The organism is Eubacterium uniforme, assembly GCF_900167115.1.
Lineage (GTDB): Bacteria > Bacillota > Clostridia > Lachnospirales > Lachnospiraceae > Eubacterium_S > Eubacterium_S uniforme.
Map to the genome: position 1 here is coordinate 148221 of NZ_FUXZ01000006.1, position 24576 is coordinate 172796.

At 31.5% G+C, this 24576-nt stretch carries 23 protein-coding genes; 3 read left to right on the plus strand and 20 right to left on the minus strand.

Annotated elements, in window-relative coordinates:
- Window positions 1-50: 50 nt before the first annotated feature.
- From B5D16_RS05760 to B5D16_RS05820, 14 genes are all read right to left on the minus strand, one after another.
- Complete coding sequence (locus tag B5D16_RS05760) at window positions 51-2126, minus strand: leucine-rich repeat protein (protein WP_078766027.1); 2076 nt, start codon at window positions 2124-2126, stop codon at window positions 51-53.
- 200 nt (window positions 2127-2326) lie between these two features.
- Window positions 2327-2908, minus strand: a complete 582-nt coding sequence (locus B5D16_RS05765; RefSeq protein ID WP_159444299.1) for a DUF4214 domain-containing protein — start codon at window positions 2906-2908, stop codon at window positions 2327-2329.
- A complete protein-coding gene (locus B5D16_RS12450; protein WP_159444300.1) occupies window positions 2892-3029 on the minus strand; it encodes a hypothetical protein in 138 nt (45 codons plus the stop codon). Before B5D16_RS12450 ends, B5D16_RS05765 begins: the two co-directional genes overlap by 17 nt.
- Before the next feature lie 209 nt (window positions 3030-3238).
- A complete protein-coding gene (locus tag B5D16_RS05770; RefSeq protein ID WP_143405050.1) occupies window positions 3239-3856 on the minus strand; it encodes a leucine-rich repeat protein in 618 nt (205 codons plus the stop codon).
- Window positions 3834-5279, minus strand: coding sequence for a hypothetical protein (locus tag B5D16_RS05775; RefSeq protein ID WP_078766030.1), 1446 nt, complete (start codon window positions 5277-5279; stop codon window positions 3834-3836). Before B5D16_RS05775 ends, B5D16_RS05770 begins: the two co-directional genes overlap by 23 nt.
- A 49-nt stretch (window positions 5280-5328) precedes the next feature.
- Entirely contained in the window at window positions 5329-5706 is a 378-nt protein-coding gene (locus B5D16_RS05780; RefSeq protein ID WP_341465191.1) for a DUF4143 domain-containing protein, read from the minus strand.
- A gap of 59 nt (window positions 5707-5765) precedes the next feature.
- Window positions 5766-6446, minus strand: a complete 681-nt coding sequence (locus B5D16_RS05785; RefSeq protein WP_078766032.1) for a hypothetical protein — start codon at window positions 6444-6446, stop codon at window positions 5766-5768.
- Between the two features lie 36 nt (window positions 6447-6482).
- Window positions 6483-7358: a hypothetical protein gene (locus tag B5D16_RS05790; RefSeq protein WP_078766033.1), complete on the minus strand. Its 876-nt coding sequence runs from the start codon at window positions 7356-7358 to the stop codon at window positions 6483-6485.
- Between the two features lie 127 nt (window positions 7359-7485).
- On the minus strand, window positions 7486-8289 hold the full coding sequence (locus tag B5D16_RS05795; RefSeq protein ID WP_078766034.1) for a hypothetical protein: 804 nt from the start codon (window positions 8287-8289) through the stop codon (window positions 7486-7488).
- A gap of 21 nt (window positions 8290-8310) precedes the next feature.
- Complete coding sequence (locus tag B5D16_RS05800) at window positions 8311-8970, minus strand: hypothetical protein (RefSeq protein ID WP_078766035.1); 660 nt, start codon at window positions 8968-8970, stop codon at window positions 8311-8313.
- A 1-nt stretch (window position 8971) separates the two neighbouring features.
- Complete coding sequence (locus B5D16_RS05805) at window positions 8972-9610, minus strand: ABC transporter ATP-binding protein (RefSeq protein ID WP_078766036.1); 639 nt, start codon at window positions 9608-9610, stop codon at window positions 8972-8974.
- A gap of 9 nt (window positions 9611-9619) precedes the next feature.
- On the minus strand, window positions 9620-10474 hold the full coding sequence (locus tag B5D16_RS05810) for a hypothetical protein (RefSeq protein ID WP_078766037.1): 855 nt from the start codon (window positions 10472-10474) through the stop codon (window positions 9620-9622).
- A gap of 37 nt (window positions 10475-10511) precedes the next feature.
- Window positions 10512-10727: a hypothetical protein gene (locus B5D16_RS05815; protein ID WP_078766038.1), complete on the minus strand. Its 216-nt coding sequence runs from the start codon at window positions 10725-10727 to the stop codon at window positions 10512-10514.
- Window positions 10728-10813: 86 nt separating this feature from the next.
- Window positions 10814-11107 carry a hypothetical protein gene (locus tag B5D16_RS05820; RefSeq protein ID WP_078766039.1) on the minus strand — a complete coding sequence of 98 codons (294 nt, stop codon included), beginning with the start codon at window positions 11105-11107 and terminating at the stop codon, window positions 10814-10816.
- 259 nt (window positions 11108-11366) lie between these two features.
- On the opposite strand from B5D16_RS05820, the gene B5D16_RS05825 reads away from it, so the two are divergent.
- Window positions 11367-14486: an HD domain-containing phosphohydrolase gene (locus tag B5D16_RS05825; protein ID WP_078766040.1), complete on the plus strand. Its 3120-nt coding sequence runs from the start codon at window positions 11367-11369 to the stop codon at window positions 14484-14486.
- Between the two features lie 837 nt (window positions 14487-15323).
- Here B5D16_RS05825 and B5D16_RS05830 read toward each other — a convergent pair.
- The 4 genes from B5D16_RS05830 to B5D16_RS05845 all read right to left on the minus strand — a co-directional run bounded on the left by B5D16_RS05830 (window position 15324) and on the right by B5D16_RS05845 (window position 19268).
- Window positions 15324-15935, minus strand: a complete 612-nt coding sequence (locus tag B5D16_RS05830) for a sugar O-acetyltransferase (RefSeq protein ID WP_078766041.1) — start codon at window positions 15933-15935, stop codon at window positions 15324-15326.
- Between the two features lie 114 nt (window positions 15936-16049).
- On the minus strand, window positions 16050-16343 hold the full coding sequence (locus tag B5D16_RS05835; protein WP_078766042.1) for a hypothetical protein: 294 nt from the start codon (window positions 16341-16343) through the stop codon (window positions 16050-16052).
- Window positions 16344-16359: 16 nt separating this feature from the next.
- Complete coding sequence (locus B5D16_RS05840; RefSeq protein ID WP_078766043.1) at window positions 16360-17136, minus strand: GNAT family N-acetyltransferase; 777 nt, start codon at window positions 17134-17136, stop codon at window positions 16360-16362.
- Between the two features lie 233 nt (window positions 17137-17369).
- Window positions 17370-19268 carry a leucine-rich repeat protein gene (locus tag B5D16_RS05845; protein WP_078766044.1) on the minus strand — a complete coding sequence of 633 codons (1899 nt, stop codon included), beginning with the start codon at window positions 19266-19268 and terminating at the stop codon, window positions 17370-17372.
- Between the two features lie 277 nt (window positions 19269-19545).
- On the opposite strand from B5D16_RS05845, the gene B5D16_RS05850 reads away from it, so the two are divergent.
- Window positions 19546-20463 carry a hypothetical protein gene (locus B5D16_RS05850; protein ID WP_078766045.1) on the plus strand — a complete coding sequence of 306 codons (918 nt, stop codon included), beginning with the start codon at window positions 19546-19548 and terminating at the stop codon, window positions 20461-20463.
- A gap of 87 nt (window positions 20464-20550) precedes the next feature.
- Here B5D16_RS05850 and B5D16_RS05855 read toward each other — a convergent pair whose 3' ends face one another.
- Window positions 20551-23478, minus strand: coding sequence for a carbohydrate-binding domain-containing protein (locus tag B5D16_RS05855; RefSeq protein ID WP_078766046.1), 2928 nt, complete (start codon window positions 23476-23478; stop codon window positions 20551-20553).
- 315 nt (window positions 23479-23793) lie between these two features.
- On the opposite strand from B5D16_RS05855, the gene B5D16_RS12380 reads away from it, so the two are divergent.
- The gene (locus B5D16_RS12380; protein ID WP_143405051.1) at window positions 23794-24219 is read left to right on the plus strand and encodes a hypothetical protein; all 426 of its coding nucleotides are present in this window, start codon (window positions 23794-23796) and stop codon (window positions 24217-24219) included.
- A 46-nt stretch (window positions 24220-24265) separates the two neighbouring features.
- Here B5D16_RS12380 and B5D16_RS12710 read toward each other — a convergent pair whose 3' ends face one another.
- Window positions 24266-24388: a hypothetical protein gene (locus tag B5D16_RS12710; RefSeq protein ID WP_278286355.1), complete on the minus strand. Its 123-nt coding sequence runs from the start codon at window positions 24386-24388 to the stop codon at window positions 24266-24268.
- Between the last annotated feature and the right edge of the window lie 188 nt (window positions 24389-24576).

The following is a 24576-nucleotide window of genomic DNA, read 5'->3' on the forward strand; positions in this document are numbered from 1 at the left end:
AAAAAGCCGAAAACAAGCGACATTTCTGCCGCTTGTTCTTAACATTTCTATTATTTTACAACGTATTTATTTGTCTTAGCTTTCTTAAGAAGCTTCTTATATTTTTTCTTTAATTTCTTAGGAACCTTAATAGTAAGTTTCTTACCGCCCTTTCTGTAGAACGCCTTCTTACCAACTTTCTTAAGTACCTTTGAATTGATTATTACTTTCTTAAGTTTCTTACAGTTAGCAAATGCATTTGCTCCAATCTTCTTAACAATCTTTCCAATTACAACTGAAGTAATCTTCTTATTACCCTTGAATGCCTTAGCTCCAATTGAAGTTACTTTATATGTTACACCATCGATTGTAACCTTAGCAGCAATCTTAATCTTTTTAAGTGATTTCTTGTTAAGACCTACAACGCTAACTTCACCAACTTTACCATCCTTGCTTCCAGCTTTAGTTACTTTGTAGATATAGTCACTATTCTTAATAGTTGCTCCCACCTTTAGAGTTTCTGCTTTAACTACTGGTTTTTCTATAGTAAAACTAAGTTCCTTTTTACCTGTAAAAATACCTTTACCAGTAACTGTTACTTTAGCTGTTCCAAGATTAATATTATTGCTATATGTAACTGTATAGTCAGTGCCTTCTACAAGACCATCAACATTAACTGCTGGTTTCTTTTCTTTTCCATCATATACACACTTTGTATATTCAAGACTACATTCAACCTTGCTCATGTCAATTGTTGAACCCTTTTGGATGTTGGCTTTATCAGATATAAATAAAATTGCTTTTTCAGGATTATACTTTTCACCTGTTGTATATAAGCCTATCCATTTATCCTCTAATGGTTTCTGAAGTCTTTCCGGCTTCACAATATAAATATTTCCACCTTTAACATTGATTTCATGAATTGATTCAATTGCATTAAACCCAGAAATATCTTCATCCTTTACATCTCCGTCTGGCTCAACATATTTTATAAATATTGTTCCACCATTAATTCTTACATAATCTTTTCCGTAAAGAGCAGTTTTATAAAATGGATCGTAGCCCGACATACCGAATATTTTTAATGAAGCACGTATACTTCCTCCATTAACTTCAGCATAATTTGTATTCAAAAGATCACTATAACATGTTGCATCAGCTACATCAATTTGACCACCATTAACATATAGGTAATTTGTCCTTAATATGTTGTTTTCTTTTTGAATACCGGAATAAACAAACTTTCCACCATCCATAATGAAGATATTAACATCAAAAACAATATTTTTTGTTCTAACACTTGATTCTATTGTAGGACCATTCACTCTGCATACTTTGTCCTTATTAGCCTCTATCATATTAATAATATTATAAGGAGCAAATTCGTCTGTTTTAGTTTTAAAAGTCAATTTTCCATTTCCAGTAAATACGATTGATTCAAAACTATATAATAATGATTCACTATCAGCTGTTATGGTATTTGCTCCAAGTACTTTTATTTCAACTAATCCATCTGAAAAAATATTGGTAGTTTCAGCAGCTATTCCAAGTGCATATGGAATATTTGCATTATTCATTGTTAATACGTAATTATTTTCATCATATTTTAAACCCGCAATCGAATTATCTGTTTGCGATAATTTTTTTGGATTATATAAGGTCTCCCCATACCAAACATCAACTACTGGTTTTTTAGTTGCCTTAATCAAATTAACATTATATTCAACCAAGTTTTCTTCGTCAAATAAGTATGTGGAGAAATAATACTCTTCACCCTTTTTTAACTTAATAAAGATTTCAGCATTATAATAATTTCCAGTTTTTGCATAATCAATAAATTCTCCGCCAATCTGACTCATAGAATCATATTTTTCAATTAATTTGCCATCCTTATCCAATACTTCAATCACTGGATCATTAGATTTAGCGTCCGTATATAAATACATTAATTCATCCGTTGAAGAAACATATTTAAAATACTTGTTATTTTCCTTATTTGCATCCTTTACCTTTACGCTATCTCCTGCCTTTGTGAGAGTACCTATTACATTAGGTTTAAACTCTTCAGCATTTACATTTTTATCCGAAAACAAAAATGCACCTGCAACCATGCATGAAATTAAAAATAAATTTTTAATTTTCTTCATACAAACTCCTCCTAAAAAAATTTATATTCCCATTAAACGGTTCGTTTCCAATTATACCATAATACTAACCGCAATAAAACAACAAAAAAGGAGCACCTACGGTGCTCCTACTAAAAACCAGGATATATATTACAACCCAAATACATTATATATTTTAATATTTTTAAGCCTTATTTATACGTCATTTATATATTTTAAATTTATGGTCTTACATTATAACGTGCACATACGTCCTTAAATTCCTGTGCACCCATAAATGAATTAAGAACATTAATTCTTGAATTACCATTTTTAAGTGCTGCTACCCAGCCATCATAACCATGCTGATCTGGTGCTCTATCTAATAACGCATTATAAAGAGTACTAACAAAAGATTCATCACTTACATTTTTATTTGTATATTCAGCTGAAGTTAAAAATCCTCTTGCAATTTCACTACCTGTAGCGCCATTATTAAGTGCATTTACCCAGTTTGCTAATCCCTGTGGGTCTGGATCTCTGTACAAAATGTTTTTGTATAATTTTGTAACGAAATCTGTATAACGATTTGCTGGTCTAGGAACAATTCTAAAATCAACTCTTCCTGAAACTCTACCATGGCCAATAACACCACCCATATCTGTGTAATAATCAACCACAACATTAAGATGATAACTTCCAACAGCAAGAGATGCAAATCTAATACGTGTATTAAGTACTGTATTAATTACATTCACACTTGTACTTCCTTTTGCATCATATGAAGCTCTCTGTAAAACTGTACCACTATTGTTGCATTCCAACATTAATGTTAACGTAATTTGCTGCATTTACCTTCTGTGGACCAACCACACCTGTTACTACTAAAACTGCTGTTAATACCGCACAAGCAACTTTCTTGATTGTCTTTGATATTGTTATCATTATATAGTCCTCCTAAAAACATCCCCGATGATTTCACAATATCCCCCGTTTCTAGTAAGACAATTATATATCGCCTTTATACTCTAGTAAATAAACCTTTATCAATTATTATACTATCGTGTTTGATTTGTTAGATTATCGTTACAAATGACATTTAGTAGCTTTTAAAAGCCAAGTTGAAAATTATCAACTTGGCTTTTTTCTTTAAATTATTTTACAACGTATTTATTTGTCTTAGCTTTCTTAAGTAATTTCTTATATGCTTTCTTTTTTGACTTAGGTACTTTAAATGAAATGTTCTTTCCACCCTTTCTAAAGAAAGCTTTCTTACCAACTTTTTTAAGTTTCTTTGTATTAATAGTTACTTTTTTAAGTTTCTTACAATTAGCAAATGCATATGCTCCAATTGTCTTAACATTCTTTCCAATGGTTAACTTTATAATCTTTTTGTTGCCTTTAAATGCTTTTACTCCAATTGAAGTAACTTTATATTTTATACCACCAATTGTAACCTTAGTTGCTATGTTAATCTTTTTAAGTGATTTCTTCTTAAGACCTATAACCTTAACTTCACCAACTTCTCCAAACTTATTACCAGTTTTAGTTACCTTATAGATATAATTCTTATCTTTTATAGTTATACCAACCTCTGAAAAATCACCCTTTTTCATATTAATTACAAAACTAAATTCCTTTTTACCTGAAAAATCACCCTTTCCAGTAATTGTTACTTTAGCTGTTCCTGGATTTACGTTATTACTATAGGCAACAATATAATCCTTTCCTTCAACAAGGCCATCAGCTTTAACGGCTGGTTTCTTTTCCATCATACACACAATCTGAATACTCAAGGCTACATTTAACCTTACTTATATCAATTGTTGATCCACTTTGTATGTTAGCTTTATTAGATATAAACGGAGTTTTTTTATCACTGGTATTTGTTTGTATACCTGCAAGTTTATCACCAAAATATTTCTTCAACTTATCTGACATAATAATATAAATATTTCCACCATTTATATTTATTTCCTCTCTTGAAGAAAATGTTGGATTAACATAAACAGATTCAACATTTTCTTCCGGATCAATATATTTTACAACTATTGTTCCATCATTAATTATTATATCTTCCTGCCCCAAAAATACAGTTTCATACAATGCAAACGTATCATCTTTATTACTATATACCGAGGTTTTTGTTATTCCTCCATTTATATAAATAGCATTTGCTGAAAAAATACTTGAAAAAACATTTCCACTCAGCGCATCTATTTCACCACCATTTATACTTATAATACGAGCCTCTATAACACTTTTATGTGAATTACCCGAATAAATGATTTTACCACTATCCATAATTAATTGTTCAACTTCTATAGGACTCTGTTCTGTATCTACATTTATATCAAATGTAGGTCCATCTACTCTAAATACTACTGGATATGCATTTCCTTCACTAGATAAAACACTTATAGGGATATAATCATTCGTCGCCTTTTTAAAGCTTAATGTTCCATTACCAGTAAACACAATTGAAACCTGGCTAATAATAAAAGAAAAGTAATCAACTGTTATAGTATTTTTACCAATTATTTTAATTTCCAACAAACCATCTGAAAATAAATGTTCATAGTCAGCATTCACAAAAATCTCATATGGAATATTTGTATTATTCATAGTCAAAATATAATTATCCTTATCATATGATAACCCTAATTTTGCTATATCTTTATTTGGTAACGTTATATACCCTTCTTCATTATTATATGCATAAACATCAACTTGCGGTTTTTTATCAGTCTTAATCAGATGAACATTATATTCTCCAACATCACTTAAATTATTCAAAGTTGCTTCAAAATAATACTCTTCACCTTTTCTTATCTTAACAAAAAATCCTGCGTTATTTGTATTACCAGTATTACCCAGATCAAGATAATCTCCATCCCTGCTAACCATGTTATCATAACTACCTAGCAATATACCATTCTTATCAAAAACACCAATAAGAGGATCATCATTTTTACTATCTGTATATACATACATTAATTCATCTGTAGATGAAACATACTTAATACATTGAGAAGTTCCTTTATTAACAGGCTTAACTTTTACGCTATCTCCATCCTTTGATAATGTACCTATTACATCAGGTTTAAACTCTTTTGCACTTACATTTTTCCCAGAGAATAAAAACGCACTTGCAACCATACATGTCATCAATACAATACTTTTAATATTCTTCATTACAAATCTCCTTATAATTTATACTCTATTCTAACATAATATATATATACTACAAATTACAAACTGCGTAAAGTGGAATATTTACCATCCACTCCTGATCTTTATAATCTAGTGCCGATAATCTTACAGATAATTTTGGATTATACTTATCTTTAAAAGCCTTCAAACTTTGTGATCTGATATTACCTTCTGCCTTAACTTCGATAGGTATAATATCTTTATCTTTCTGTAATAAAAAATCTTGTTCATATCTAGCTTTTTCACTACCATAGTAGTATGGAGTATACTCCGTATAACTCACCAATTGTTGTAATACATACTGCTCCGTAAGCGCTCCTTTAAACTCAACAAATAAATCATTTTTTTCTAATAAAGTTTTCGCATCCAGTTCACTCATTGCACTAAGCAAACCTACATCAATTAAAATTTTCCGACCTGACTATTATAAAATAAATTAAAAAGACGGGATTTACTCCCGTCCTCACCTTATGCCATCTTACCCATAACATCTACAAGTCTTTCAAAATATACTTTAAAATCTTCACTATTTATTCGTGTATCGCTACCTGCCCAAGCTGTAGCATGGTACTTTTTTCCATCATATTCTACGAAGTCTTTAAGACCGCGTTTTTCAACAAAATCCGAAAAATTCTTAAATGAACACATCCATGCAAGTGTATGAAAATTAAGATATGCCTTACTAAGCCTGCATTCTTTTTCAATTCTATCAAATGCTACATCAGAGAATGCATTTCCTAATTTTGCTTCATCTTCGATAATGTTATAGAAGCGTTCAACATCCATAAGTGTAAGATCAACTCTGTCCCTGTAAACTGCGTATCTCATCTGGTTAATACTTATTGCGTAAGTTGGCCAAATAAGGCAATCAAAACGATTATCGCGAATCAATTTATATAATGACTTACGCTCGTATTCATCTGGATATAATGAAACCATCTTATCGATTGTTTTATCACCACATATTGCATCAGGAGCTAGACTGATTTCCATCTCATATGCTCCATCTTCTGCATATAAAAATGAATGCTCAACTAAAACATATTCAGTATATGTGCAATCCGGACTTTTAAGTTTACCAGCACGTATATTTTTTAGATTATCTCTCACTACTTTGTTGTATTCAATTCTTGCATCATCTATTGTCATCTTTCTACCTAGCCTTCATCAAATAATCTTTCAAACTTAATTTAATTCTTTTCTAGAGAAACTCAAAATACAGTCTGGCTCATTGCTTCCAAATATTTCATCTCCCCACGCAAGCCATATATCACCACAGGCAGTATCATTCCAAAGCACTCCTGTATATCCATTCTGCTCAGGTGTGAATGTCATATTAGGTGAACCATACTTTTTTTCTAATTTTTTATAAAGTCTGTCGTAACTATCACTACATTCATTAGCCGAAGGATCATTATCCTCAACAATATTAAGATCACAATTCTTATGAAATCCTACTGTATATACTTTTTTATTTTCAATATCACTGTCAATGGACATGCTATTAAATCTTTCTTTTAACACTGAAATACCGTCCTGATAATCAAATCGATTTTTCTCACACATCCTATTTAAGGCATTCATTGTATCTCCCTCATTAATAGCATTTGTTGCTTTTCCAAAAACACTTTCTAAATATGCCGATACCTTGTCATATCCTCTTTTAAAAACCTTCTTATAAAGGTGTTTATAAAACGCTATCTTATCAGTTGAATAAGCTGTATCAGTTGTCGACTCTTTCTTCGTTGTATTTTCTATATGTGAAGTTTCAGTTGTTTCCTCTGTCTGAATTTCTTCAGTTGTTTCTTCCATTCCTAGTATTTTTTCCCAGAAATCATCCTTTTCTCCAGTTGTGCCATCGGATGAGGATCTTTCCTGATTTGTTTCACTCTCCTGATTTGTCGTGCTCTCCTGGTATGTTACGCTCTCTTCTGCTTCATAAGTTTCCTTAGATTCTTCTTTCGTTTCCTCAGCTACTTTGCTATCATTCCCCTTAGTACATCCAATAGTCTCAAATGCCATCACAGTCGCCACTGCCACTATTAAAATTCTCTTGTTCATTTATACTCCTTTTTTAACGTACTTTTTAATTACACAACTCATAGTATATCATATTTTTTTATATCTACAAATCACCACATCCTTCTGCTTAACTGATTTAATCTTAGCTGGAGCTGTGAATACTGTTTTATCCTAAATCTTCCATATCATTTACAATAAATTCTTTTTTATGTACGATTATACTTCCGATAATCACAAATAAAACTAATACTGCTGTAAAGTACGCAATTGTAAATTCTATTGGAAAGCTGTTATTTAACTCATTTATATATTTATTAACTGACTTGTTTTTACATGTATGCAAAGCAAACATGATATTTGCTATAGGATTTAACCTTAAAGTAAATAAATCAATTTTTTTGATATGAGTTTTTTCATATCTTTCTCCCCAAAACATCAATATCGTAATTGCAAAAAACAAAACACTCTCACATGTCAAAACACCAACACTACTATTGAATAAAATCGACACAATATTGATTGCAAGTGTGGTTATTGACAAAAACAACGTATACACTAGGAGGTAATATCCCAGCAAATACACAACCTCCTTGGAAAACTGTGGTTTTGAAAAAAGACATATAGCTATAATTCCACAAAGTGCATACATCAACAAATATATAAATGCGTGAACGGATAAACTAACAACTTCCTTTATAAACCACTTTATTCTGTTATCAGTTCTTGTAAAGAAATAAACACTCGCACAACAGAAATGTCTATATATGTATATTCCATAAACAACGTTAAATACAAGCAATGGCATAAATCTCAAAAAGACTTCTCCAACATATTCCTTATAAAGTCCAATTCCAACTAAAGATAAATATCTAATATATTGAGCGATATTAATATTTTCAATATTAACCCCACCGATTACTCCTATTAATCCAGCGATGATCCCTATTATTACTGTTTTTCCAAATTTCATATTTCTCTCCAAAATCTAGTTCTATTCATATGGGTATTTTGATATTATTTTTTTCTTATACTCTTCCATTTTTCTAAGACCTTCTTCAGTCTCAATAAAAAATTCATTATCTGAAAAATCCTTATAATAAACAGAAAGTTCACCCTCTATTGTAGCTTTACAAGGCTTATTTTTTATATCATCATATGCAAACATAGGTAATAACAAACATTCTCCTGTATTATAAATATTCGTATTTTTTATTTTCTCATCTAGAAACAGCAAATATTTCTTTCCAATTTTAAACTCATTTATATAACTTTTATTTAAAGCTGACCTTTCAAAGCCTTCTTCTTTCATAAATATACAACTAATAGTTAATACATCTATTTTTTCACCCTTTTTAATATTCTTTCCTTTGAAAATTTTTTTAACTTCAACTTTCTGAGTTGCGCAATTTGCTGTAAAATTAGTCTTTTCCAAACACTCAACAGCTAATATATACTTAGCATTATCAATACGTTCATCTAACCATTCAAATGAAATTTCGTTCAATTCATCATTCAAAACTGCAACAGTAAACATATCTAGTGGATTTTTTTCTGAATTTAGATCTCTATAAACTCTCTTTTTATCCAAACCTTTAAATAATAACATAGCAACAAATACTATATATATAATTAACACATTTCTTATTTTCATTTTATTTTTCTCTTTCTAATATCTGTCCATCTTTTATTCTATAAACTTCATCAGCTAGAAATTCTATATCCTCTTTATTATGACTTGCAATAAGAACAAGACTACCTTTTTCTTTTTCCTTTTTTATCAAGTCTCTTACCATTGTCACGCCATCCTCATCTAAGGCATTTGTTGGTTCATCCAACATCAGTACTTCTGGACTTTCCATAAGAGCCTGTGCTATTACAATTCTCTGTTTCATTCCTAGAGAATATTTGCTATATTTTCTTTTATCATCTGGATCCAATCCAACCATACTGATTATCGATTTAATTCTTTCATTATCCACGTTTTTATTTAACTTGGTAAGTAATTTTAAATTATCAAAACCAGTAAGTTCTGGATAAAGACCTGCATTCTCTATGATTATTCCCAAATTCGGTAAAACATTCATATCTTTCTTCAATACTTTTCCATCATATATTACTTCTCCAGACGAAACAGACATTAATCCTGATAACGCTCTAAAAAGCATTGTTTTACCAGAACCATTTCTTCCAACAAACCCATAGATTTTACCACTTTCCAATTCCAAATCTATGTTTTTTAATATATCTTTATTACCTATTTTTTTACAAACATCTTTTGCTATTAACTTCATTTCTACCTCTTAACCATTCAAAATATCAAAATCTCTTTTACATGTTTTAAATCCAATTATCACAACAGATATAAACAACACCATAGCTATAATAATCGTATATACAAAATAATTTCTAATTGCATGATCATCAAAAAACTTCAAAATATCAACATAATACAATGTATATTTCGGTTTTATAAATTTAGATATTATTTTAATCAAATATAACAATACATATGCAGACCAAATAGTTGCTATTCTATATCTAAAATCAAAAAGAACATTAATTGCAAAATTAAATACTGCCAATATAGCAGAAATAATACCAAATAATAAAATCAATATTACAGCGTACAATATTCTATTATGTAAATATATGCTTGATAAGAAGTAATTTCCATCATCAACAATCGTTTGAAAATATTCAAAATTTGATGGATCTCCTACTGATCGAACATCAAAGCATATCATACTCAAAACCAATTCAGTAATAAATGGGATTGTAAATACTATAAAAGTTATCAAAAAAACTGAAATCATCTTTCCAAATAAATAATTCTTTTTACCCACTTTACCAATCATATATATATCCATACCACTTCTTTTATCCGAAAGATAAACAAATGCTGTAGGAATAACTACCAATATAGGATAATAGTGCATAAAGAAATATCCTACTTTTGTCCATTCAGATAATGTAAGCATCTTTACCAAATCAAACATTTGTGTAACATAAATAGTTTTATAATTTCTATTTATATTAGTATAAAAATTTTCTCCAACAGCTACCATTAATATGAAAAATATAATTACTGCACTTTTACTTCTTAACATATATGCTAACTGCATTTTTATTGATTTAATCATCATTTTTCCTCTCATAAAAACTCCGATGCCTTAACATCGGAGTTTAATTATTTTAATTTCCATTATAATAATATGCAATCCAGGCATCCAAATCAGGTTGATTTCCTGCAAAATATAAATCAAACGATTTCACATCTTGATAGCCTTGACGAATACCTACCTTTTTTAATTTTCCTTCATCTAAAACAGTTTTTTCTTTAGAAATAAGCTTTCCATTTTTTCTAAGATTCGTTCTGCAATGTGTATAATCATCCTTTTTATCTCTCATTTTTAGCTTAAGCTGTCTCAGAGCTTGTTCATTGTACCATAAAGAAAAAATAGTAACAAGCGTTAATTTACTGTCATTATATTTTCCTATTCATATCTTTTACTTTCAAGATATTCATTATAATTTGCATTTGCTGCTTCACTTACTTTCTTTTCCTTCCATCTACCAATATCAGAACATATTGCAAGCATTTCATCAACTACCATTTCTACCTTTTTGGGTTTGACATTCTGTAGGTAAACTGTCATACGATACATAACCTGTGGGCTTCCTAAATTCTTAGCAAGTGCATCACCTAATTCCTCTGGAAATCCAAGTGCTATGATTTCTTTAATCAATTTTTCTTTTGCCTCAATCCATTTTCTTTTATCGTAATCCATATTTTTTCCTTATAAAACCTATAATTTATCGCTACATTGTGATAATCTATCACAAAAAAATAGGTAATTCAAGTCGATCTCTTGCATTTTACTAGCATATTTTTCCGTTTTTATCGCATTTTATGAGAGTTTAACTTATATAACCACGCTAAAGATTCGCCAAACTCACTAACGAACTTCTTGAATATCATACCTAAAATATTGTATAATTTACTTAGGTATTTGTTGTAAACCATTGTTTTATTTTGGGGGCAAAATTATGGTTAGATGGGGAAATTTTTCTAAGGTAGCAGCTATATCTCTAGCTGCAATAATGTCAATTACAATTCCAAAAATAAATATTACAAAACTATATGCAGAGAACGTCTCCGGGGGCGATTATGAAGATTTAGCAATTAATCCAACAGGCGGTGAAGGATACTCGGCAGTCCTTTATGATAACACTAACGGACTACCAACGTCTGAAGCAAATGCCATCGCAGAAACCGAAGAAGGTTTCATTTGGATTGGAAGTTACAGCGGTCTTATCAGATACGACGGAAATACATTTGAAAGAGTTGATTCTACCACTGGTATTGCAAGCGTTGTAAGTTTATATGTTGATAGCAAAAACAGACTTTGGATTGGTACTAATGATAGCGGTATTGCTGTTATGGAGAATGGAAAGTACACCATGTTCAAAGATACGGAAGGTCTTAAATCCTCCTCCATCAGGGCAATTGTTGAAGATGATGAAGGTAACATTTTTATTGCCACAACAAATGGTCTTGGCATGATTGATACTAACATGAAACTTCATGCAATTGATGAAAGTCAATTAAATGACGAGTATATTCAGGAGTTACGTAAAGGTAGTGATGGAACCATCTATGGCAATACTCTTTCCGGCGCAGTTTTTCTAATTAAAGATAAGAAAGTTACTGAATTCTATGACGGAACCAAAATGGGAATGGGACCAATTTCTACAATTCTTCCTGATCCAGAGAATAAAGATAAAATCTATTTAGGTAGCGATAATACTCTAATTTATTATGGCCACCTAGGAGATACACTTGATAAATTTGAGGAAATTAATGTTGAACCACTATCAAGCATTAATTCCATTGAACATTTCCATGATCAATTATGGATTACTTCTGACAGAGGAATTGGAATTCTTAAAGATCGAGAATTTCAGCTTGTTAAAAACATTCCTCTCAACAATTCAATTGACCGTATGATGGCAGATTACGAAGGAAATATGTGGTTTGTATCATCTCGTCAGGGCGTTATGAAAATTGTTCCAAATCAATTTGATGATATTAGTTTTAGATACGGATTGGATAGCGCAGTAGTTAATTCAACATGTGTAAGCGATGACATTCTATATATCGGAACTGATACTGGACTTATTGCAGTAGATAAAAGCGAGAAACTCTCAAGTATTCCAATTACAAGCATTGATACTTCTCTTGAAAACTTCAAAGAATCTGATAATCTTCTTGAATTATTAAAAGATACAAGAATAAGATCCATTATCAAGGATTCAACCGGCAAACTTTGGTTTTCAACATACAGTTCACTTGGACTTGTTGAATATTATAAAGGTAAAGTTAAAACTTATACTTCGAAAGGAGGCCTGCCTTCTGACAGAATCAGAGTTGTTAGTGAAAAAAGCGACGGCACCATAATGGTTGCCACTAGTGGTGGTCTTGTATTAATAAAAGATGATGAAATAAAGGAAACATTTGCTGAAGGAAATGGACTTTCAAATACTGAAATACTTACAGTTTGCGAAGGTGATGATGGCAAAATTCTCCTAGGTTCCGACGGTAATGGAATTTACATTTTGGATGGAAATAATATAAGAAATCTTGGTGTCGACGATGGCCTTAGTTCAGAAGTTGTCATGAGAATCAAAAAGGATAGTAAGAGAAAGCTGTACTGGATAATTACAAGTAATTCGCTTGCATACCTTAAGGATGGCAAGATTACAACCATCAGCAAGTTCCCATACTCTAACAACTTCGATATGTATGAGAATAAAGATGGCAAGATGTGGATACTTAGTAGCAACGGAATCTATGTTATTTCTTCCGATGACCTCCTTAAAAACGAGAATATTTCACCTGTATTTTATAGTAGGGATAATGGCATTCCATATATCACGACAGCTAACTCATATAGCTACTTAAGTGACGAAGGAAATCTCTACATTGCCGGAAACGCTGGTGTTGTAAAAGTAAATATTGATAAGCCAAATGAAAATGTCGACAATTTAAAAGTTGCCGTTCCATACATTGAGGCTGATGGCGAATTCATAAATGCTGACAAAAATGGAAAAATCGTTATTCCAGCAAATGTCAAGCGTATCACAATTTACAGTTACGTTTACACCTACTCGTTAACTAATCCTAAAGTTACTTATCATCTAAAGGGATTTGATAAGGATACGATTACTGTTGACAGGAAGGATTTAGAGCCAGTTGTTTATACAAATTTAGATGGCGGAACTTATGAATTTGTTATTTCACTTCAGACTTCACTTGGTGAAGGTTATAAAGAAGTTTCAGTTATAATCGAAAAGAAAAAAGCAATCTTTGAACAGCTTTGGTTTAAAATCTTAATGGGACTTTTAGTTGTTGCTGTTGTAGCATGCGCTGTAATGTACTATGTTCATAGAAAGACAAAAGCCTTACTTAAGAAGGAAAAAGAAAATAGACTTTTCATTAGAGAGATGATTGAAGCATTTGCTAAGACAATTGATATGAAGGATAAATATACCAATGGTCATTCAAAGCGAGTTGCCGAATATACGGTGATGCTTGCGAAGGAATTAGGTTACGATGAAGAGACCGTTGATAAGTATTATAATATCGCACTACTTCATGACATTGGTAAGATTGCGGTGCCATCTTCGGTACTTAATAAACCTGGTAAACTTACTGATCAGGAATTTAATATCATCAAGTCGCATTCAGCTAAGGGCTATCAAGTTCTTAAAGACATAAGCATTATGCCTGAGCTTGCTATTGGCGCTGGTTCTCATCATGAAAGACCCGACGGCAATGGCTATCCTAAAGGTCTTAAGGGTGATGAAATTCCAAGAGTTGCGCAGATTATTGCAGTTGCAGACACATTCGATGCTATGTATTCAGACAGACCTTACAGAAAGCGAATGAATTTCGAAAAGGCAATTTCCATCATCAAGGAAGTTTCTGGAACCCAGCTTGAACCTGATGTAGTTGATGCCTTCCTCCGCCTAGTAGATAAAGGCGAATTTAGAGCTCCGGATGATGACGGTGGCGGCACAACTGAGGATATTAATAATATTCATAAGAAGCAGGATGAAGAAGCTAAAGCTGGTGGGGATGGAGTTAAGGAAGATAAAACTGAGTAGTTTCTTGTTAATAATTGTAAACTATTCTTAGTTGATCAAAAAGCAGAGGGTATATTTTATACCCTCTGCTTTTTGCTTTCCTATTCTTAATTTTTCCCAATAAGAAAGACGTTTCACTTTCCCAACTTGCTTTTGTAACTTTAAAATGCTTTCCGATCCTAAATTTTTGCCAATAGGAAAGACTTTCCACAGCCGCAACTTACTTTTGTAACTTCTTTATGCTTTCTTTTCTTCAATTTTTGCCAAAAAGAAAGACTTCCCACAATCTCAGCTTGCTTTTGTAACTTTATTATGCTTTCTTTTCTTCATTTTTCGCAAAAAAGAAAGACTTCCCACAGCCCCAACTTGCTTCCATAACTTTATTATGCTTTCCTATCCTAAATTTTTCGCCAACAAGAAAGACTTCCCACAGCCCCAACTTGCTTTTGTATCTTTAAAATGCTTTCCTATTCTAAATTTTCACCAATAGGAAAGACTTCCCACCTCCACAACTTACTTTTGTAACTTCTTTATGCTTTCTTTTCTTCAATTTTTGCCAAAAAGAAAGACTTCCCACAGTCTCAGCTTGCTTTTGTATCTTTAAAATGCTTTCCTATCCTATATTTTCGCCAATAAGAAAGCATTCCCACCTCCCCAACTTGCTTTTTCAAACCTTAAAATGCTTTCCTTTTCTTAGTTTTTCCCAAATAGGAAAGCATTTCCACTACCCCAACTTGCTTTTTCAAACCTTAAAATGCTTTCCTATTCTTAATTTTTTCCAAATAAGAAAGCATTCCCACCTCCGCAACTTAATTTCGTAGCTTTATAATGCTTTCACAACCATATTATGCTTTCCATTTATTTATAATCATCGACATCAAACTTCTTATTCTTATAATAATAGTCCCTGTCTGCCTCTGTGATTTCTCTTATTACCTTGCATGGATTACCTGCTGCTATCATGTTATCAGGAATATCCTTTGTAACTACACTTCCTGCGCCGATAACAACATTATCTCCAATTGTAACACCTGGCAAAATCACGCTATTTCCACCTATCCATACATTATTTCCAATCATAACGGGAATTCCGTACTCATATCCTGAATTACGTGATTCTGGATGAATCGGATGACCCGCTGTATAAATCGAAACATTTGGCGCGATTTGTGCGTGATCTCCAATCGTAACCTTAGCGACATCAAGAACTGTAAAATTATAATTTGCAAAAAACTCCTCACCTACTTCAATATTCTTCCCATAATCACAATGAAAAGGTGCTTCAATATTCACATAATCTCCAGTCTTGCCAAGGATTTCCTTTATCAGTTCAGACTTTCTTTCTCTTTCACTTGGTCTTAAATTATTATATTCATAAATTAGTTCTTTACATTCCATACGTTCCTCTGATAATCCATCAAGCCACGCCTTGTATGGAAGTCCATTTAACATTCTTTCTTTTTGTGTCATAGTTTAAATTCCCCTCAATACATTTCCAAATATTCTTATTTACATTTCATAGTATTAATGTCATCATGAAACATCCTATTTTTCTATACATGTTTCTTTTCGTCGTATTTATACTTATTCATATCTCTTACTTTCGAGATACTCACTGTAATTTGCATTAGCTGCTTCGCTTTCTTTCTTTTCTTTCCATCTTCCAATATCAGAACATATGGCAAGCATCTCATCAACCACCATTTCTGCTTTCTTTGGTTTAACATTTTGAAGATAAACCGTCATGCGATACATAGCCTGTGGGCTTCCAAGATTCTTTACCACAGCATCGCCTAACTCCTCTGGAAATCCAAGAGCAACTACTTCTCTAATTAACTCTTCCCTGGCCTTGGCCCATTTTCTTTTATCGTAATCCATTCTTTTATACACCTTATTATTTTAAATTTTGATTCATATCGTCTATGACTTTTTTTGGTTTTACCGTCATTTCTGCCCATGCTGGCAAGAAGCCACTTTTCATGGCATTACGTGCTGATCTAATGTTTGACCAGGCTGTACAATAGAATGGAATCTTTTCTCTTTCAAGGATTTCATATGCTAATCTTGATGTTATGGATTTCGCTATTCCCTTTCTACGGTATTCTGGCAGTACATCTACGCCTATTTGCCACATGTCTTTTGCATCTGCTGAACATCCTGATAGTCCAACTAATTTTCCTTTTTCATATGCGCCTACTCCGAGTACATCAAGGTGCTTTCTATCTTTGCATAATGCATTTGACCATTGCGGTAGGTATAATTCTTCAAAGTCTTCTTTTCCTAGTACTCTCAATTCAAAATCACATGGTATATTACTTAATCTACTCATATCCGGTAGGTAGTACTCTGCCATGAAGCAGACACCCTTTCCCATAGGATTAATCTTTTCATTTAGCCAATACATATTCGGTGTTTCAAAGCAATGATAAAACTCATATAAACTAACATATTCTTTTACAACTTTTAACATATCTTCACTGGCCCCAACAACGATATTACTTCCATATGATATGAAATTGCATCCAATTGGTAGTTCGTAGTATTTCTTTGCATCCGTACCTAATTTGAGTGGTACCACCACGTTTTCTTTTTTTATAAAATCTTCTGTTTTACATCCTATGTCTTCTGCTGACTGTTTCATAGCAACCTGCAGAATTTCTTTGTTTGTCATATGTTAAATTCCTTTCAATACATTTTCAAAACTACTTATTCACATTACATAATACTAATGTTATCATGAAACACCTTATTTTTCTATATAGCTTATTAAAGATTCATCTAATCGCCGAAACCGCTTCTCTTATTTGAGATTGTATCACGGTCGTCAAATGCTAAAAAGCAAGTTTTCAGCACTTTCCTCGTCGTGTAAACAAAAAAGTCAGCCCTAACGGACTGACTTTATCCTTATTTAACCACTACCTTTTTATTTCCTGCTTTTCTAAACTTCTTAGCATAAGATTTCTTGTTCTTCTTAGGTACTGTGATTACAAGTTTCTTTGATGTTTTCTTAATTGCATTCTTACCTACATTCTTAAGTTTCTTAGACTTAATTATAATCTTAGTAAGTTTCTTATCTGCGTAAAATGCTTTCGCTCCAATGCTTCTAACATTTTTTCCAATAGTAACCTTTTTTAGTTTCTTAAGTTTACTAAATGCCTTATTTCCAATTGAAACAACTCTATATTTAACGCCATCATATGTAACAAAAGCGCCAACGCTTATCTTCTTAACTGTTTTTTTCTTAACTCCAACAACTGAAACTTCACCTATATTTTTACCATCTTTGGTTCCTGCCTTAAGAACTTTGTACTTAAGATTTTTTACAGCAAATTTAGTTACTACTACTTGACCTTCAGGCTTAACTTCAGCTTCTTTTTTAGGAATCTTAATAATATCACGACTTGAACCAGTTACGATATTTACATTCTTTGAGATTTTTATTATTGGTTTCTCAGTATTTGTTCCATATGTTCCTACTATATCCTTAGGGAGCAACTCCTTTAAATTATCAGGAATTACGATAAATATGTTTCCATCATTAATAGTAGCTGATTTTCCAGCAAGGATTGGATTTTCAAAATCTATCTTATCCTTATCAATATCTGTATCTTCATATTGAACAATAATAACTCCATCATTTATAACTATATCAGAACCATAAAATACTGCTCTATAGCAATTATTATTAGGTGTATTTGTTTTTTCAGTACACTTTACAACTGCATTTATAGTTCCGCCATTCATTTTAAATAATCTAGCACTAAGTATTCCATAAAAAGTTTCTCTATTTGAATTAATCTCTCCGCCGTTTATTTCCATGGTTGTAGCATATATTCCTATATAGACTCCACCCTTGCCACCATTTATATTAATTTTTCCATTTTGAAGAGTCAATTTACCAAATACTTCCATTATAGTATTAGAATAATCGTAATCAAAATTAATGACTGGTCCATCAATAGTCAAATCATAAGTACTATAAATACCATCTCTATATTGATATGATTCCGAATCTGAAGCATCCTTATAATCATCAAAAGTTAATGTACCATTTCCTGTAATCTTTACTGGAGCATCTATCTTTATTATTCCTTCATTAATACAAGAACTCTTTATAATGTTCTCACCAACAACTTTTATCTCTACAACTGGTTCATCCGAAAGAATATCAGGATAGCCATATATATAAAATCCATTATTGCCTTTATAATTATTTAAAGTAAAAACCTTTGTTTTCTTATCATATGTAAGACCGACATTTTTATAATTTTCTAAATCCAAAGCATGACTTGTTTCATATCCAGTATTTGTATTTCTTTCATATACCCATACGCCACATCCATAATCATATCCTTCTGGAACTTTAGCAACTTTAATATTGTAGTTATCGGTAATTTCACCCTCCATACCACATTCAAAATAGTATGTCGATCCTTTCTTAACTTTTACTAAAGTTCCAATATTATACTCGCTTCCTGTTTTCATAGGATCATTAATGTTACCTATACATTTTCTTACATAATTACCATCTTTATCATAGATATACATATCTGGTCTTATTTTACTGCTATCAGTATATACTATTACTGTATCATCCGTACTTGAAACATATTTTACGTACTTATTTTCATATGCCTGCTTAATAGAAATTGCTACGCTATCACCAGGTTTTGATAATGTCCCTACAAGATTAGCTTCAATTTCATCTTTCATATTTTCTGCAGCATTAACATTCTGCGAAAACACTCCGCCACTTATCATCAGACAAATAGCAAATACTAGTCCAAATATTTTCTTATTCATTTCGCCCTCCACGTTTTATTTATTATAGATTATTAAATCAAATCTCTTCACATAATAAATACACATAGGGAATCTCAAATGTGACATAACAAAAAAATGCCCAAAAGTGCACTTAAAAAAAATTTTTATAAAATGTCCGGAAATGGATTTTTGAATCGTATAGTTAGTGAAAAAGGTAAATAACGCGTATTTATTTTGAACTTTAAAAAAATCAAAAAATAAAAATCAAAAAATAAAAATCAAAAAATAAAATTATGTATGATAAGGAGAAATAAAAATGATTAAGAAGAACGAAAGAATAGGAAAAGTATTTGGTTATATTGGAGTTACAGCATTAGCAATTTGTTCAGTAGCAGGTTTAACAGGAACATATGAAGTAAGCGCAAAGGAAAAGAAAGCTACAAAGAGCTCAGCATATGTACATTTATTTGAAGGTGTTGAGACTGGTAAAGCAAGCAAGGCAGAAACAGTTGGAGATTATACATTCTGTTATGATGGTGAACATGTAATGGTTTCTTCAAAGAGTGAGAAAGAATATGAAGAAACAGCTATCAATAAGGACAGCGCATTCACAAATGGAAAAACATTATATTTTACAAAAGGTATGAAAGTTTATAAGTTAAACTTAAAAACAAAGAAGTTTAAAAAGGTAGCTACAGTTAAGAAGACAAAAAAGAATTTAAAGTCAGAGCCAGATTTTATCGGTATCAATACAATCGTTAAAAACAGAATTTACTTAACAAGATATAGCTGGGGTTCATATAGAAATGATCTCTTTAGTTTAAATACAAAGACAAATAAGGTTAATAAAGAAACTAAAGGCGAATTTGCTGCAATCAATGGTAAATACGCTGTAATCAAAAAGAAATTCACAACAGATGTTAGTGCTTGTGAATATGATTTAGTTAAGTTTACAAATAAGGGACTTAAGAATATTAAGAAACTCTGCGATAATGGTATGTATTGTGGTGAAGTAGGTGGAAAATTCTACTTTATGGAATATAAGAATGATGAACTTAGTGCTGGTGATTTATACAGATGCAATAAGACTGGTAAGAACACAAAATTTCTCGGAACTATCAAAGGTAATAACGGTGAAGACGTTGTCGTTTTTAGTGTTAAGAAAACACAGTGTACAGTTAGTGTTGGCGGAACAGAAAAGACATTTAATTACAAAACAAAGAGTTTTAAATAATTATTCATAAAACAAGGACTATGGTCAATGACCATAGTCCTCTTTATTTTAAATATCTATAAACTATTTTTGCATGAGATTAATTTATTATTCTGCAGGAAATGCTCCCTCAAATGGTGGTGGGCCAAATCCTTCGTGCTCCTTAACTTCTGTTGAAGCAGTTGCTTCTGTCTTTGTATCTCCACATACAAGAGTATATGTTTCTCCATTCTTAATATTTGCTGAAGAATATAAAACATATCTAAGTGCCTTGCTTGCAATTTCAGAAAATACTATATTTCCTTTAGAATCAACTATCTTATAATAACTTCCAACTTCAATTCCAAGAGGTGAAGTTCCTCTATCAAAATCCATTGGTGGTGGAGGTGGCATAAATCCTTCGCCTGGATTAAATCCTTCGCCATCTCCTGGGAATCCTGGAGGAGGTCCACCTGGACCACCATGCTCATTTCCACCAAACTGTATTACTGGTTGCTTAAGTATAGTTGGATCTTCTGGCATTCCCATATCACCAACTGAAAGTAATGTAACACCATCTCCAATGTAATAATCATCATTACAATCTATAGGTGAATTACCTGGAGCAACAGCACCATATGCAAGTACTTTTCCGCCATATGCATAGAATGCACCGTTACAATCGATACCATCACCATTTGCTGAAAATGTTCCTTCATAATCGCTATTATCTTCAAGAACACCAAAACCGTTAGTTACATGTAACTTATAGTCATGTTTTTTATCATCTGCAATGTAGACATTTATTTCACCTGTGTAAATTCTAAAACATCCACCTGGACGTGAATATGTGTCTCTTGCATATTTTTCTTCTTTTTCATCTTCATATGTATAAACAACTTTATACTTTTCTGTTGCATTAATACCATCATCATATGTGTATGTGTAAAGATATGGTGAATCATTTCCACCATCTGTACCAAGAATAAGATTCTTAGTTTCTACACCTTCATATGCTCTATTAACATATACCTTACTGTCTCCAGTAATTGATGTATCATTTGCTACTGAAATACCATCATCTGAGGCATTAATAACAAGTTTACCGCCTGACATATTAAATGAGTTTTGGCTCTTAATACCATCTTCTGGGCATCCTAAGATAACCTGATTTTCACCACATGTTGTAAGGTTACTATCTTTTTGTTCTTCTTCAAAATCTTCATCAGGACTAGCTGCATAACCATCCTTTGGTGGTTGCTGTCCATTCATAGGAGGCATACCTCCTTCAGCACCATATTTAACACCTGTATTTGTTGTATCAAGATTGATATAACCACCTGTGATATTTAATCCACCACTTGCATCTTTATGATACTCTTCTCCAGCAACTAATTTACTTATTGGTTTAACCGATTTATATATATAATAGTAATCTTTTGAACCAACCTTAATTCCCTTATGACTACCTGTATCTACATTAATATATTCGCTCTTACTTGAACTTGTGAAACCATCTTTTTTAATTAATGTATTATAATTTCCTTCACCAAGTTCCTCATTGTAATAGTTAAGACCTGCATTTTCAAAATATGTCTTAATTACAACGTTACCACCTGAAATATTTGCTTCTTCAGCCTGAATACCATCACCATAAACATTATCAGCTTTTAAGTATCCACCTGAAATATTAACTGAATAATTTTTTGCATTAACTGCATCATCACCAGAATATAATACTTCAACAACACCACCTGTAATATCTACAGTTCCATTCTTAGACTTAATAGCAGAACCTTTATTTGATGTCAACTTAAGATTTCCACCTGAAATCTTAACGCCACCTTCGCCATTAGCTCCAGTACCATCTAAGCAATCGCCATTTGTTGTAACATTAATGTTACCACTCTTAATATTAAGTGTACCCTTAGTTACAATACCATCAGCTGGATCTTTACCAGCATATTCTGTATTAACATCCATTGAATCAACAACATTAAGCACACCGTTACCGCCATTTACAATTGTAAGTGTTGAAGACTTTTCTTCATTTGCTTCCTGATTAATAATAGCCTTAGGTTCATTTACAAATGAATCATTACCAAGTATATTATTCTCACCTACTAAAGTGATTTTTACATTAGTACCAGCAAACATTGAAACTGATGAATTATCACCCTTTGTTGTCTGTGCTAACTTAGTATTATCAATAGTAAAATTATCAAAAATCAAATTAACTTTATCACTAGATACAACGAAAACAGCATCCTTAACTGCACCTGTAAATGCATAAGTTCCTTCTGCTGTAATTAAAACTCTAGTAACACCCTTCATAACTCCAACAGTAATGCCTTCAGGTTTTACTTCTTCACCATTTACTTTAATGCTTGTACCTTCTTCAGCAAATGCAACTACAGGAGTTGTTTCTGTGACCTTACTTGCTTCTTCATCAACCTTAGCATTATCCTCATATGAAATTTCTGGAATTTCAAAATCCTTTTCATCATATGGTTGCTTAAAATTATTTACGATGTCTTTTGAATCTTCTTTTGTTTCGGAAGTTTTTTTATCATCCTTAACATTTTTGTCATCTGTCTTCTTCTCTGTTTTTTTCTGATTGTCATTTGTTTCATTAGAGATTACATATTTATATTCGTATAATCTCTTCGATTTTTTAGCCATCTTATTAAGCTTCTTTGTTGAAACTTTCTTTGACTTTTTAACTGAGAGAAGTTTTAAAGTTGTAGTCTTTTTAAATGTAAATTTCTTAGACTTTCCAGCTTTAATTACTTTACTCTTCTTAAACTTCTTACCAGTTGTGAAATAAACTTTGTAGTTTTTCTTAGCTTTAACTTTTACTTTTACTTTTTTTGCATAAGTTCCAGCATTTTTACTAATCTTAAATCCAACCGGTTTTTTCTTTTTGTACTTCTTTGTAGAAGCACTCTTGATTGCCTTATTCTTAGACGCTGCTTGTGCAGATGTTGGAACATATGCAAATGAAAGCGCCAAACTAAGAACAACGGCTATGGTCTTCTTTATGACTCTTTTGTTCATATTGAAACCTTCCTTTCTTTTTTCTTTTTTTCCCCATTATCTTTAAACAAATTTATATATTTGTTTTTCAAACTTTTGTTCGAAAAACAAAATGGACGCTTCCTTTCGGAAACGCCCATTATTTTTAAATTATTTAAACACGTGACTAATTTTACTTTAAAAATCGAAATTTGTCAAACACTGACATTAATTGTTCTGATGATCTAATGTTTTTAAAACTGATCTGATGTTATGATTCATAATATTTATTTTTTCATAGATTTAGTCTTTTTTTACTCTAATTGACTTGAATTCTATTGGCATATGCTTTCCTTTTTGGCTATTTTTTCAAAAAAGAAAGACTTTTTCTCTTTAATTTACTTGTTTTTCATCAACATATGCTTTCCTTTTTGGCTATTTTTTCTAAAAAGAAAGACTTTTTCTCTTTACTCTACTTGTTTTTCATCAACAAATGCTTTCCTTTTAGCTTTTTTCTCTAAAAGGAAAGACTTTTTCTCTTTACTCTACTTGTTTTTCATCAACAAATGCTTTCCTTTTAGTCATTTTACAAAAAATGGAGAAAAAGCATTTACAAATTTATTCTCAGCAGCTAAAAAAAAAGTTAAAAACCAAGAAATCAATCATGATGATCTTTCCAGTAAAGGATGTGCAAAACTTTTAAAAAAGAAATATTCAAAAACTATATTTAAGGATTTTGCAAAATGGCTAAATAACAATCCTCAGTTTATAAGTGAATATTAAACTAAGGGAGCATCAAAATTGATGCTCCCTTAACTATTTAGATTAATTATTTAAAAATATTCTCGAATGTAATATCTCTTAACTGTTCAGGTGATTCCTTAATGAAATTATTGTCAAATTCATCATTATCGATTGGATTGCTGTAATCAATTTCATCTAAGTTTCCCAAATATAAAATGTGACCACAAAAATATTTTTTATTGTTTCTTTGATGTTACAGCAAATAAAAAGCATTGTCCAGCCTCAATCAAAAAACACATTTTCTACAAATCTCTTTCACAAGATGTTCACATTTACCAATTATCATAAGACAAGTGTTTTGTTTTCTATGAATACAGTAAACCCAAAAGAAAACAA